Origin of the sequence: Mesobacillus maritimus, assembly GCF_044803185.1 — a bacterium.
GTDB classification, from domain to species: Bacteria; Bacillota; Bacilli; order Bacillales; family Cytobacillaceae; genus Mesobacillus_B; species Mesobacillus_B maritimus_B.
Genome location: NZ_CP085225.1, coordinates 4807664 through 4821443, shown reverse-complemented (window position 1 = coordinate 4821443; position 13780 = coordinate 4807664). Strand labels below are relative to the sequence as shown.

At 42.1% G+C, this 13780-nt stretch carries 11 protein-coding genes; 9 read left to right on the top strand and 2 right to left on the bottom strand.

Features of this window, described 5'->3' with window-relative positions; all coding sequences use genetic code 11:
- The first annotated feature begins 442 nt into the window (after nt 1-442).
- From uvrB to LG336_RS23425, 4 genes are all read left to right on the top strand, one after another.
- Nucleotides 443-2419 (top strand): excinuclease ABC subunit UvrB, encoded by a 1977-nt coding sequence (gene uvrB, locus LG336_RS23440; RefSeq protein ID WP_404329882.1) that lies wholly within the window; start codon nt 443-445, stop codon nt 2417-2419.
- A gap of 7 nt (nt 2420-2426) precedes the next feature.
- Complete coding sequence (gene uvrA, locus LG336_RS23435) at nt 2427-5303, top strand: excinuclease ABC subunit UvrA (RefSeq protein ID WP_404329881.1); 2877 nt, start codon at nt 2427-2429, stop codon at nt 5301-5303.
- Nucleotides 5304-6185: 882 nt separating this feature from the next.
- Nucleotides 6186-7307, top strand: coding sequence for a DUF4097 family beta strand repeat-containing protein (locus tag LG336_RS23430; RefSeq protein WP_404329879.1), 1122 nt, complete (start codon nt 6186-6188; stop codon nt 7305-7307).
- Nucleotides 7304-7651, top strand: coding sequence for a phage holin family protein (locus LG336_RS23425; protein ID WP_404329877.1), 348 nt, complete (start codon nt 7304-7306; stop codon nt 7649-7651). The genes LG336_RS23430 and LG336_RS23425 overlap by 4 nt, the downstream gene beginning before the upstream one ends.
- A gap of 307 nt (nt 7652-7958) precedes the next feature.
- Here the strand turns inward: LG336_RS23425 and LG336_RS23420 are convergent, their stop codons facing one another.
- Entirely contained in the window at nt 7959-8756 is a 798-nt protein-coding gene (locus tag LG336_RS23420; RefSeq protein ID WP_404329876.1) for an N-acetylmuramoyl-L-alanine amidase, read from the bottom strand.
- 97 nt (nt 8757-8853) lie between these two features.
- Nucleotides 8854-9087 (bottom strand): DUF2164 domain-containing protein, encoded by a 234-nt coding sequence (locus LG336_RS23415; protein ID WP_404329874.1) that lies wholly within the window; start codon nt 9085-9087, stop codon nt 8854-8856.
- Between the two features lie 177 nt (nt 9088-9264).
- Here LG336_RS23415 and hprK point away from each other — a divergent pair, with 177 nt between their 5' ends.
- From hprK to LG336_RS23390, 5 genes are all read left to right on the top strand, one after another.
- A complete protein-coding gene (gene hprK, locus LG336_RS23410) occupies nt 9265-10200 on the top strand; it encodes an HPr(Ser) kinase/phosphatase (RefSeq protein ID WP_404329872.1) in 936 nt (311 codons plus the stop codon).
- Between the two features lie 67 nt (nt 10201-10267).
- A complete protein-coding gene (lgt, locus tag LG336_RS23405; protein WP_404329870.1) occupies nt 10268-11125 on the top strand; it encodes a prolipoprotein diacylglyceryl transferase in 858 nt (285 codons plus the stop codon).
- A gap of 34 nt (nt 11126-11159) precedes the next feature.
- A complete protein-coding gene (locus LG336_RS23400; protein WP_404329869.1) occupies nt 11160-12104 on the top strand; it encodes a nucleoside recognition domain-containing protein in 945 nt (314 codons plus the stop codon).
- A complete protein-coding gene (gene ppaX / locus LG336_RS23395) occupies nt 12094-12741 on the top strand; it encodes a pyrophosphatase PpaX (RefSeq protein WP_404329867.1) in 648 nt (215 codons plus the stop codon). Before LG336_RS23400 ends, ppaX begins: the two co-directional genes overlap by 11 nt.
- Nucleotides 12741-13271 (top strand): acyltransferase, encoded by a 531-nt coding sequence (locus LG336_RS23390; protein WP_404329865.1) that lies wholly within the window; start codon nt 12741-12743, stop codon nt 13269-13271. The genes ppaX and LG336_RS23390 overlap by 1 nt, the downstream gene beginning before the upstream one ends.
- The last annotated feature ends 509 nt before the right edge of the window (nt 13272-13780 follow it).

Here is a 13780-nt window from a genome sequence, read left to right as displayed (position 1 = left end):
TTTTCAAAGGTAGTTTCATTGAAGTCTACTTGAGGAATTCTATAAGTGTGTAGGCATTTGCTTCCATTTGCATGAAGTGTTTACCCAGAGCGGTCTGATAATTACGGCAATCGGGTAAAATATTAAAAAAGACAGGGCAAAAAGGTAGGCTTTTGTCGAATTCTAATACTAATCAAACGATTGATTAAAAATAGATTGAGGACAGGAAACATAAGAGTTTTCCTTCGTTAATTAAACGTTGATTAACCATTATTCGCGGCAAGTCGACTCTAGTTGATATCTTCCCTCAAAGTTGTAGAACGCCTGTTTGCGTTTTGCTGGTTAGTTTCCTCTGCTTTGTGGTAGAATAATGATATAGAATTTGGAAACTTCAGGATAAGTACATAATGGAAATCTAGTTAGTACGGAAAGAGAATGAAAAAAGTTAACAGGAGGATTTGGTGTGGACCAGTTTGAATTAGTTTCAAAATACTCCCCACAAGGTGATCAGCCGGAAGCAATTAAACAACTGGTTCAGGGGATCAAGGAAAATAAGCAGCACCAAACGCTGCTAGGGGCTACGGGTACAGGGAAAACATTTACTGTTTCCAATGTCATTAAAGAGATTAACAAACCAACGTTAGTCATTGCCCATAATAAAACATTGGCTGGGCAGCTTTATAGTGAGTTTAAGGAGTTTTTCCCTAATAACGCGGTTGAATACTTTGTCAGCTATTATGATTACTACCAACCAGAAGCGTACGTGCCACAAACGGATACATTTATTGAAAAAGATGCAAGTATCAATGATGAAATTGATAAACTTCGTCACTCAGCAACCTCTTCACTCTTTGAAAGACAAGATGTCATCATCATTGCCAGTGTCAGCTGTATTTATGGCCTCGGTTCTCCTGAAGAATATAGGGAGTTAGTGGTGTCTCTCAGGACAGGAATGGAGATTGAACGGAATCAGCTTTTACATAGGCTCGTTGATGTTCAGTATGAACGAAATGACATCGACTTTAAGCGTGGGACTTTCCGTGTTCGTGGCGACGTGGTGGAAATCTTCCCTGCTTCACGGGATGAGCATTGCATTCGGATTGAATTTTTTGGTGACGAAATTGACCGAATCCGTGAGGTGGATGCCTTAACTGGTGAAATTCTTGGGGAACGTGAACATGTGGCAATCTTTCCAGCTTCTCACTTCGTTACACGTGAAGAAAAGATGAGAGTGGCCGTTGAAAATATTGAAAAAGAATTAGAAGAGCGTTTAGCTGAATTGCGTGAAAATGATAAACTACTCGAAGCCCAGCGACTCGAACAGCGAACCCGCTATGACTTAGAAATGATGCGCGAAATGGGATTTTGTTCAGGGATTGAGAACTACTCCCGACATTTAACTTTGAGACCACCAGGTTCTACGCCTTATACTTTGCTTGATTATTTTCCAGAGGACTTTTTGCTGATCATTGATGAGTCGCATGTTACCTTACCACAGGTTAGAGGAATGTATAATGGAGACCAAGCTAGGAAAAATGTACTGGTTGACCATGGCTTCCGTTTGCCTTCAGCTCTTGATAACCGCCCTCTTACTTTTGAAGAGTTTGAGAAGCACATCACAAACGCTATTTATGTTTCAGCCACCCCGGGACCTTATGAAATTGAGCATACCCGTGAAATGGTTGAACAAATTATTCGTCCAACGGGACTATTAGACCCAACCATTGATGTTCGCCCAATCGAAGGACAAATTGATGATTTAATCGGTGAAATTCAAGAGCGAGTTAAGCGGAATGAACGCGTCCTTGTGACAACCCTGACGAAGAAAATGTCCGAGGATTTAACAGATTACTTAAAGGAAATCGGGATTAAAGTCCAATATCTCCACTCAGAAGTGAAAACCTTGGACCGGATCGAAATCATCCGCGAGCTTCGTCTAGGAAAATATGATGTGTTGGTTGGAATCAACCTCCTAAGGGAAGGACTTGATATTCCGGAGGTATCCTTGGTGACCATTTTAGATGCGGATAAGGAAGGGTTCTTGCGTTCGGAGCGTTCCTTAATTCAAACCATTGGCCGTGCTGCACGAAATGCCAACGGTCACGTGATTATGTATGCAGATAAGATGACACATTCGATGGAGATGGCGATTAGCGAAACGAAACGCCGCCGTTCAATTCAAGAGGAGTACAATGAGCAACATGGCGTTACGCCTCAGACCATTCAAAAGGATATTCGCGATTCAATTCGTGCGACGGTTGCAGCAGAGGAGCAGGAAGAATACAAACCAGCAACAGGCCTAAAGAAGCTTACAAAGAAAGAGCGCGAAGAAGTAATCGTAAATATGGAAAAAGAAATGAAGGAAGCAGCAAAAGCACTCAATTTCGAACGAGCTGCCGAGTTGCGTGATCTTATACTTGAGTTAAAAGCGGAAGGATGACAGTACCATGGCGATGGAAAAATTAATCGTAAAAGGCGCCAGAGCCCATAATTTAAAGAATATTGATGTCACCATTCCGAGAGACAAGCTTGTTGTATTAACAGGGCTTTCCGGTTCAGGAAAGTCCTCGCTCGCTTTTGATACAATCTATGCAGAAGGTCAACGAAGGTATGTTGAATCCTTATCGGCTTATGCGCGTCAATTTCTCGGGCAGATGGACAAGCCAGATGTTGATTCAATTGAAGGACTCTCTCCAGCGATTTCAATTGATCAAAAAACGACAAGCAATAACCCTCGTTCAACCGTGGCAACCGTAACAGAAATCTATGACTATATGCGTTTGTTATATGCGCGTGTTGGAAGGCCAGTTTGTCCAATACATAATATCGAAATATCTTCTCAGACCATAGAACAAATGGTTGACCGGCTTCTTGAATTTCCTGAGCGGACAAAGATGCAAATCCTGGCGCCAATTATATCCGGTAGAAAAGGCCAGCATGTGAAGGTGCTTGAGGATATAAAAAAGCAAGGGTTTGTCCGTGTGCGAATTGACGGAGAAATGCATGACGTTAGTGATGAGATTGAGTTAGATAAAAATAAGAAACATTCAATCGAAGTAGTGGTGGACCGTATTGTTGTGAAAGAGGGAATCGCCGCCAGGATTGCTGACTCTCTTGAAACGGCCTTAAGGCTAGGGGAAGGAAAAGTCTTAATTGATGTCATTGGTGAGGAAGAGCTGCTGTTTAGCGAGAATCATGCTTGCCCGTTTTGTGGCTTTGCGATTGGCGAATTGGAGCCAAGAATGTTTTCCTTTAACACCCCTTATGGAGCGTGTCCAGAATGTGATGGCCTAGGCTTTAAGAAGAAGGTGGATATCGATCTTGTCATACCAAATAAAGATTTAAGCCTAAGAAAGCATGCGATTGCCCCTTGGGAGCCGACGAGTTCACAATACTACCCGCAGCTGCTTGAAGCCGTTTGTAACCATTATGGAATCGATTTAGATACCCCTGTTAAAGACTTACCCAAGGACCAGCTGGATAAGATCCTTTACGGATCAGAAACTGATCGTATCTATTTCCGTTATGAAAGTGACTTTGGACAAATCAGAGAAAACTATATTCAATTTGAAGGCGTACTTCGTAACGTTGCACGGAGATATAGCGAGACAAGCTCCGACTTTATTCGCGACCAAATGGAAAAATATATGGCTGAAAATCCTTGTCCATCTTGTAAGGGGAATAGGCTTAGACCGGAGAGCCTTGCCGTGCTAATTGATAATCAGCACATCGGGACGGTAACGGCCCTTTCAGTTGAAGAAGCCTACCAGCTCTTTGAAAATCTACAGCTTTCAGAAACAGAAATTCAGATTGCAAAATTAATTCTAAGAGAAATCAAAGAACGACTTGGATTTTTGAAAAATGTCGGTCTCGATTATCTTACCTTAAGCCGAGCTGCTGGAACGTTATCAGGGGGAGAGGCGCAACGGATTAGGCTTGCAACACAAATTGGCTCAAGTCTTACAGGGGTTCTCTATATACTCGATGAACCTTCCATTGGTCTTCATCAGCGAGACAATGATCGTTTAATCGATACGCTTAAAAATATGAGGGACATTGGGAATACGCTGATTGTCGTTGAACATGATGAAGACACGATGCTAGCGGCAGATTACTTAATCGATGTTGGCCCTGGCGCAGGGGTTCATGGGGGGGAGATTGTGTCAGCGGGAACTCCACAAGAGGTCATGAAGGACCCAAGGTCGTTGACAGGACAATATCTCTCAGGAGAAAAATTCATTCCTTTACCAATTGAACGCCGTAAAGCGGACGGCCGTTTTATCGAAATAAAAGGTGCTAAGGAAAATAACCTGAAAAACATCAATGTGAAGTTTCCGCTTGGAACGTTCATTGCGGTAACGGGCGTATCCGGCTCAGGTAAAAGTACATTAATCAACGAAATCTTGCATAAATCACTTGCGATGAATCTTCATCGTGCGAAAAGCAGACCAGGCGAGTTTCGTGAAATAAAGGGTATAGAACACCTAGAAAAGGTCATTGATATAGACCAGGCACCTATAGGTCGAACACCAAGATCCAATCCAGCCACCTACACCGGGGTTTTTGATGATATTCGTGATGTCTTTACGTCTACAAATGAAGCAAAAGTCCGAGGTTATAAAAAAGGCCGCTTTAGCTTTAATGTGAAAGGTGGTCGTTGTGAAGCTTGCCGCGGAGACGGGATTATCAAAATTGAAATGCATTTTCTCCCGGATGTTTATGTACCGTGCGAAGTCTGTCATGGGAAACGCTATAACCGTGAAACGCTAGAAGTGCAGTATAAAGGGAAGAACATTTCCGATATCCTCGATATGACCGTTGAGGACGCGGTAGAGTTTTTTAGCAATATCCCGAAAATTAAACGAAAGCTTCAAACCATTGCTGATGTTGGCTTAGGCTATATTACCCTTGGTCAGCCAGCCACAACTCTATCTGGAGGGGAAGCTCAGCGTGTTAAGCTTGCATCCGAACTGCATCGCCGCTCACAAGGGCGTTCTCTTTATATCTTAGATGAACCGACAACAGGCTTGCATGTTGATGATATCTCTCGTTTATTACTAGTTCTTCAGCGCCTTGTGGACAATGGTGATACCGTGCTTGTCATCGAGCATAACTTAGATGTCATCAAGGCAGCAGACCATATCATTGACCTCGGACCAGAAGGTGGAGATCGTGGGGGGACAATCGTCGCCATCGGAACACCAGAACAAGTAGCAGAGGTGTCAGAGTCCTTTACAGGCAAGTACTTAAAACCTATTCTTGAACGTGATCGCTTACGTATGAAACAACAGGTTTTGGAAAAAGAAAGCATCAGCTCTACATGACCTGAGTAATCGAAAAACGCTCTCGACTTTTTTACTCGAGTTGCGTTTTTTCTTTATCGGTTTTATATAGGGGCGGAGAATACCGATATGACAATCCTTCTCAATGCCCTTAATACTAGAATCTTATTGGGTATGGGAAGCAGGGAGCCGTCTTAGTGCCCATAGTGAGCGAATCTCATTGAGTATGGGAAGCGAGGAGCCGTCTCAGTGCCCATAGTGTTCGAACCTTAATGAGTATGGGAAGTGAGGAGCTGTCTCAGTGCCCATAGTGAGCGAATCACAATGAGTATGGGAAGCGAGGAGCCGTCTCAGTGCCCATAGTGAGCGAATCACAATGAGTATGGGAAGCGAGGAGCCGTCTCAGTGCCCATAGTGAGCGAATCCCAATGAGTATGGGAAGTGAGGAGCCGTCTCAGTGCCCATAGTGAGCGAATCTCATTGAGTATGGGAAGCGAGGAGCCGTCTCAGTGCCCATAGTGAGCGAATCCCAATGAGTATGGGAAGCGAGGAGCCGTCTCAGTGCCCATAGTGAGCGAATCACAATGAGTATGGGAAACGAGGAGTCTTCCTAATACCTATTGTCCTCGAATCCCAATAAATATGGGAAAAGACAAGCCCTCACAACTCCTCAAGTCATGATATTTATCTATGACGGTAAAAGATGCATCAATTCAGTCCCTAAACAAACATAAAAATTTCACAAAAAATTCTTTTTCTCTGCTTGAATCAGGCATGCTTTTTTACCAAACTCTAGAAATGAATAAAGTGGATTGAAACTTCTATTGTTGTACCTACGTATTACTTATAGAGCCTCATAATTAATTGCACAATGTTTTAAGTTTGGAAAATGAGAATATATTGAGAGTGCGGGGAGGTATTTATATGCAAGAAGAGCGAAAGAAAATATTGAAAATGGTTGAGGAAGGCAGGCTGACCGTTGAAGAAGCCTTGTTCCTAATCGAAGAGCTTGAGAAAAAAGAAAAAACGATGGAAGACAAAAAAGCAGAGCTGATTACTGAGCTGTCAACGACAGTAAAGCAGGATGATTCCTACAATAACGGTCATTTCAAAAAGGAAGAATCCTCTGGTCCAAAGCTTCAATCGACCGTTGATAAAATCATGGACTTTGTGGATTCGGCTTTCAAAAAAATCAAAGACTTTGACCTAGATTTAAACTTCGGCCAGTCCGTAGACATTACTCATATTTTTCAACAGGGCGTTACAAATTTAACACAGGTGGATGTTGACCTTGCAAATGGTTCTGTTGAAGTAATCCCTTGGGATCAAGGTGATGTCCGAGTAGAATGCGCAGCGAAAGTTTACCGAGTTGAAAATCAAGACCAAGCAAGACAAAAATTACTTGAAGAGGTATTGTTTTCAATTGATGGTCAAAAGTTGATTTTCTCAAACCAGCAAAAATGGATGAAAGTCGATGTGACCATGTACATTCCTCGATTAGACTATGATAAGGTAAGAGTCAGACTATTTAATGGTGCCATTACAGGGACGAATTTAAAAGCAAATGACCTAAAAGCGAAGACCGCTAATGGAAAAATAAAGTTTGAAAATTTAGTGTGTAAAAAGCTTGAAACAGAAACGGCAAACGGAGCGATTCAAGTGTCTGAGAGTCACATTTATGAACTGGAAGCAGAAACAATCAATGGTTCCATTAGAGCGGATGGTTCCTTCCAGCGTGCTGACCTTCAATCCTTTAGTGGAAGCATAAGCTGCACCCTTAGAAATCAAGCATGTGAGCACCTTGAGGCCTCGTCTGGAACAGGCGCTGTTGACCTTTTTGTTCCGGTGGGAACTCCCGTTAAAGGAGAGCTTAAATCGAATTTGGGGAACTTCAAGGTAGAGCTTGATGGGGTAGAAATCATGGAGGATAAGAGTGAAATGGTTCAAAAATCGATGCGGTTTGCGACGAGAGAAGAAAGTAGCAATCCGTTGAGAATATACGCCGAATCAAAGACAGGTTCCATTTCGCTTAGAAAAACTCTATGAAATGGTTGATTGGAATTGTCATTAATGCCGTCATCTTTATTGCGATTGCTGGCTATTTTGAGTCATTCTATTTGTCGAGCTTTGGTGCGGCATTAGGAGCTAGCTTTTTGCTTTCCATTCTAAACATTTTGGTTCGACCCATTCTCATTATCTTGACTCTCCCAGTTACATTGGTGACCTTAGGGCTATTTCTGTTTGTAATTAATGCCATCACACTTTTGCTTACGGATTCCCTAATGGGAAGTTCGTTTGAAATTGAAGGCTTTGGCATGGCGCTTCTAACAACCGTGTTGATGTCGCTGGTTAACATCATCCTGCAAAATACCATTTTAAAAAAAGAATAAGAAAAGGCTGTTTTCGTAAAGATTGTTGTTAAAATTGTAAAAATCTTAAAGCCGATTTTTACTACCTAAAGCCAATTTTAACGCATGATATGCTATTTTGTACGTTATAGGAAGTTTGCGCGCTCTTTTCTCATAATTAATAGGCTCATTTGTAGTGAAACAAAGCTTAACCCACCCTATTTTGTATCCAAGAGCAACAAAGTTTGAGAAAAGAGCCAAGAAAAAAGAACAATAAAATCGCCGGTCTTCAATAGGGAGCCCGGCTTTTCAATGTTCTTTTTGGGGGCATTTGTTACTGATGACTAGCTTAATCCAGGTATATAAATGTCTCATATCCGTCACTTCGCAATTTGGAAACAAGCGAATTTGCGTTTTGTTTTTTTTCAAAAGCGCCAACCTGGACCTTATATAATCCATTATCTTGATAAACATACGGAGTATAACCATCACTTCGCAATTTTGCACCTAAATCATCCGCATTTTTTTTCTCTTGAAAAGCTCCTGCTTGTACCTTGTACAAACCAGATGTATTAGGTGGGGGTGGATTGCTACTCCTTTTGAGGTTAAATTGATCGGCAACGGCCTTTACAATCGCCTCTGCTACTGTTTTCCGATATTCCTCAGAACGAAGGAGCTTGATATCGTTTTTGCTTGTCAAGAACCCACATTCAGCAAGGACCGCATCCATTTTCGTTTCCCTTAGAACATGGAAGTCGGCTGTTTTAATACCTCGATCGGGGAGCCCTGTTTCCACAACAAGATTTCGCTGGATTTTCTGTGCAAGCTGGTACGCAACCGGGGGTCTAGATGGATAAACATAGGTCTCAATTCCACTTGGACTAGTCCATCCTCCACTTCCAAACGCATTCGCGTGAATCGAGACATAAGCATCAACATTTAGGCTGTTTGCTCTATTTGTTCTTTCCTGCAATGGGACATCCCGATCGTCTGAATGAGCAAAATAGACCGTCACATTTTCATAATTCCGAAATAAATCCCTAGCATAATTAGCTACCGCCCTGTTAAACTCGTACTCTCTCAGGCCATCTGGACTGCGTTTTCCCGGTGTATTATACCCATGGCCTGCATCAAGCATGATTTTCATCCTATCACTCCTTCCATTATAATAGTTATACACTGTTATAATATGAAGGTAGAGCAGATACGGACATGGTTATCTGTAGGTATTTCGACTAAATGAGTTACTTTTTTTCAATCTCAAATAAATCCTCCAGTTTTTGTGACATAAACCGGTAGGAATCTTGTACACCTAGATTGTAAAAATGCGGACCCAGTTTTTCTGTAATAAAATCAAGCATCAAACGCGCCGCTAAATCCCCGAGTTCTTCACCACGTTCCTCCATGAAATATTTTTGAATCTCAGCTGCCATTTCTTCTTTTGTACTTTTTGATAACTCAAACCGTTTTTCACTCATTCGTTTTACCCACCTTTTCTTTTTCTACATTATACCTTCTAGGGCTAAATCGGGCTAAACACCTTGCTTTTACAATTATCTATCATGTTTAGGATATCCTTCGTTTTGTTCTTATCGAAATAATGCTAAAATATATAGTATTGATTTTTTATTAAAAATTTGAAGGAGGATTCCTCTTTGCCTAAAGTCAGAACAAAAGATATTATAAAAAAATTCAACCTTGAACTCATTAGTGGGGAAGATGGGATTAACCGTCCAATTACAATTAGTGATTTATCGCGCCCAGCACTTGAAATGGCTGGATTTTTCGAATATTACCCAGCAGAGCGTATGCAATTGCTTGGGAAAACAGAGCTAACCTTCATCGAAAAATTGAGTGATAAAGACAGAGAGCACAGATTAAGTCAACTTTGCACAGATCTTACGCCAGGAATCATTGTTACCAGGGACATGGAAATCCCTGCAGAGTTAATCGAAGCTTCTGAACGAGAATCTGTCCCAGTTATGAGGTCAAATCATAAGACAACACGTTTATCGAGTCATTTGACCAATTACCTTGAAAGCAAGCTTGCTCCGACTACGGCTGTCCATGGTGTCCTTGTTGACATTTATGGGATTGGGGTGCTTATTACTGGTAAGAGTGGGGTCGGTAAAAGTGAAACGGCACTTGAGCTTGTGAAGCGTGGACATCGCCTCGTTGCGGATGACTGTGTGGAAATTCGTCAAGAAGACCAGGATAATCTTGTGGGTACTTCGCCTGAGTTGATTGAGCATCTCCTCGAGATTCGCGGCCTTGGAATCATCAATGTCATGACCTTATTTGGGGCCGGAGCCATTCGCACACATAAACGCATTTCGTTAAATATTGATTTAGAGCTTTGGGATAAAAATAAAACCTATGATCGGCTTGGCTTAGAAGAGGATAAGCTGAAAATTATTGATTCACATATTACCAAGTTAACGGTACCCGTCCGCCCTGGACGAAACCTTGCCGTTATTATTGAAGTAGCAGCAATGAATTTCCGCCTAAAAAGGATGGGAATGAATGCGGCGGAGCAATTCTCGAACCGACTTGCAGATGTTATTGAAGATGGGGATCATGACGATATTTAGAAACGGTAAGATCTTATTACTCCTAAAAAGTTTTAAAAAATAGATAGAATAACAAAGGAGAATGGATATGGAAGAAAACTTTCAACCGATTGATCCGATTGCCATCTCATTAGGACCTATTCAAGTTCATTGGTATGGAGTCATTATCGGGTTAGGAATCGCGCTCGCGCTATGGTTGGCTATGCGCGAAGGGGAAAAGCGTGGATTAGACAAGGACCTTTTCGCCGACTTAATGTTATGGGCAATCCCCATCGCCATTTTAAGTGCTAGAATTTACTACGTTATTTTCCAATGGGAGTATTATGCACAACATCCTTCGGAAATTCTGGCGATTTGGAATGGCGGGATTGCCATTCACGGTGCGCTCATTGGGGCAGTCGTAACGGCTTATATTTTTACTAAAAAAAGAAATGTTTCCTTTTGGAAAGTGGCTGATATTGCCGCACCCAGCATCATACTAGGGCAAGCAATTGGACGCTGGGGAAACTTTATCAATCAAGAAGCTCATGGTGGTGAGGTTACACGGGCGTTCCTTGAAAACTTAATGCTGCCAGAGTTTATTATTAATCAAATGTATATCAATGGTGTTTACTACCATCCAACCTTCCTGTATGAATCGGTTTGGAACATCCTAGGTTTTGCTTTGTTGATGGGTCTTAGAAGGGTTAACCTAGGCAGAGGAGAGCTTTTCCTCAGCTATGTGATTTGGTATTCAATTGGTCGTTTCTTTGTCGAAGGGTTGCGGACAGATAGTTTGATGTTGACAGACTTTCTACGAATAGCCCAAGTTATTTCAATTGGTCTCATTCTTCTTGCAGTAGTCTTATGGATTTACCGAAGAGTGCAGGGCTATGCTTCCATCCGTTATTTGGATGATGAGAACGCGAAGCAATCAAAGAAACAAAAGAAGGGAAGCAAGAAATAGAAGTTTTTTTATGAATAGGGGGGGAGGTGCTCCGATGGTATCTTCATTAAAAAAGGGGAGTCTGGTTGGCTTACAAACTGTATGGACTTTGGGGAAAATCATTTTTCCGGTGACGTTGATCATCACGATTCTTCAATTTACACCAGTATTACCTTGGGTAATTGATGTAATTACGCCATTGATGGCGTTGTTTGGATTGTCGGGGGATGCAGCCATTCCACTTGTATTAGGGAATTTTCTCAACTTGTACGCGGCCATTGGTGCCATCTTAACTCTCGAATTAACGGTAAAAGAAGTTTTCATTATCGCTGTGATGTTGAGCTTTTCGCATAATTTGTTTATTGAAACAGGTGTGGCCCTAAAGGTTGGGGTTAAGCTTTGGGTAATCCTCGTGGTCCGTCTGGGATTGGCCTTTATTTCGGCGATTGTGATTAACCTTATATGGCAAGGTGGTTCGGAAATCGCAAAGTACGGGATGATTCCTGTTCAGCAAGAGCAGCCTACTGGCTGGTTTGCCATCATCCTCGAAGGAATTGAAAAAGCTGGAATGGGGATTTTCCAGGTGGCTTTGATTGTTATTCCGCTAATGATTGCCATTCAAATTTTAAAGGACCTGAAGTGGCTTGATGTTGTCTCTCGCTGGATTTCTCCGTTTACGAGAATGCTTGGAATGAAGGAAAACACGTCTATGACTCTCGCAACTGGCCTTTTAATAGGCTTAGCAATGGGAGCAGGCGTAATGATCCAGGCGGTTAAGGAAGACGGCGTATCTAAAAAAGACGCAACAATTGCATTCATCTTTCTTGTCGCCTGCCATGCAGTGATAGAAGATACACTGATTTTTATCCCACTGGGGATTCCTGTCCTTCCATTGCTACTCATTCGTATCGTTATCGCAATTTTACTGACGATCACTGTAGCGTTTATTTGGAACCGAGTAGGGATTGCAAAACGAAAGGAAGCTGTATATGAACAATAAAATCGATACTGTTTTATTTGATTTAGATGGAACGTTAATTGATACCAATGAGCTAATTGTCTCATCTTATTTGCACACATTAGACCATTACCTTCCAGGGCAATTTCAGCGGCAAGACGTTTTGCCATTCATGGGTCCAGCCTTAAGAGATGTTTTTGAAGGAATTGATTCAACAAGAGCAGATGAAATGATTCGCACCTACCGTGAATACAACTTATCTAATCATGACCGATTGGTGACAGAGTTTGAAGGTGTAAACGAAACAATCCGTTCTTTAAGTGAAAATGGCTATAAGCTTGCAGTCGTAACGACTAAGCTTGCCGATGTCGCGAAAATGGGCTTGAAGCTAACAGGTCTCGATCAGTATTTCCAAGTGCTCATCGCTCTTGATGATGTTGAAAAGGCAAAGCCAGATCCTGAACCAATTTATAAAGCATTAGATATTCTGGGATCCAAGCCAGAGTCCGCCATGATGGTTGGGGATAATCACCATGATGTGCTTGCAGGTAAAAATGCTGGGACAAAGACGGCCGGTGTTTCTTGGACATTAAAAGGAAGGGAGCATCTTGCGGCATACGACCCAGACTATATGCTCGACCAAATGCCTGACCTCTTGTCCATCCTTGAGGTGAGATAATGAGGAACACAGTACGGCACCAAGTCGAAGGAGCCAATTCCCTTTGGCATGTCTATAAAACGGTCCCTTTTTTAAAGGTCGTTAAAAACTTTATTGTCATTCAGTTGGCCAGGTACACTCCGTTTCTATCAATGAAAAATTGGCTGTACCGGACTTTTTTAAAGATGAAAGTCGGTGACCAAACATCTTTCGCTCTTATGGTCATGTTAGATGTGATGTTTCCTGAAAAAATTAGCGTTGGCCGCAACACTGTAATTGGCTATAACACAACGATTCTAGCACATGAGTATCTCATAAAAGAATACCGCCTCGGTGACGTTATCATCGGCGACGAAGTAATGATTGGTGCGAATTCAACGATTCTACCAGGTGTTGTCATCGGGGATGGCGCCTTCGTCTCAGCCGGAACCGTCGTTCATAAAGACGTTCCAGCAGGAGCTTTCGTTGGCGGAAATCCGATGAGAGTCGTATACACAAAAGAAGAACTAGCGAAACGCTGGGCCGATGATCCGATATATGGTAAAAAATAAACCTGCAGCTGTAGGTTTATTTTTTTTTACCTAAATGAAGACCTCTAATTGCCCGAACGGAGTGGGAAAGCGAAGGAACGGTAAAATAGAAGGCCTCTAATTGCCCAAACAGGTCGGAAAAGTGTAGGAACGGTAAAATAGAGGCTCTCTAATTACCCGAACGGGTCGGGAAAGTGTAGGAACGGTAAAATAGAAGGCTTCTAATTACCCGAACGGGTCGAAGAAGCGGTGGAATGGTAAAATAGAAGGCTACTAAATTACCCGAACGAGTTGCGAAAGCAGTTGAACGGTAAAATAGTTTGCCAATAAGGATGATTGGTACCCTAACTAGGGAGGAGAGCAGGAAGAAAGATCACCAATCAGTCCCAGTGATCCCCCACCTAGAGAGAATAGTAGAAAGTAAGGTAACCAATAACACTCCATTCCCCTAAGCTTTCAAAATCAACATCAACTAGCTACCCACATACAAACAAAAACGGCAGCGAAGCAAAAAACTCCGCTGCCGTTCT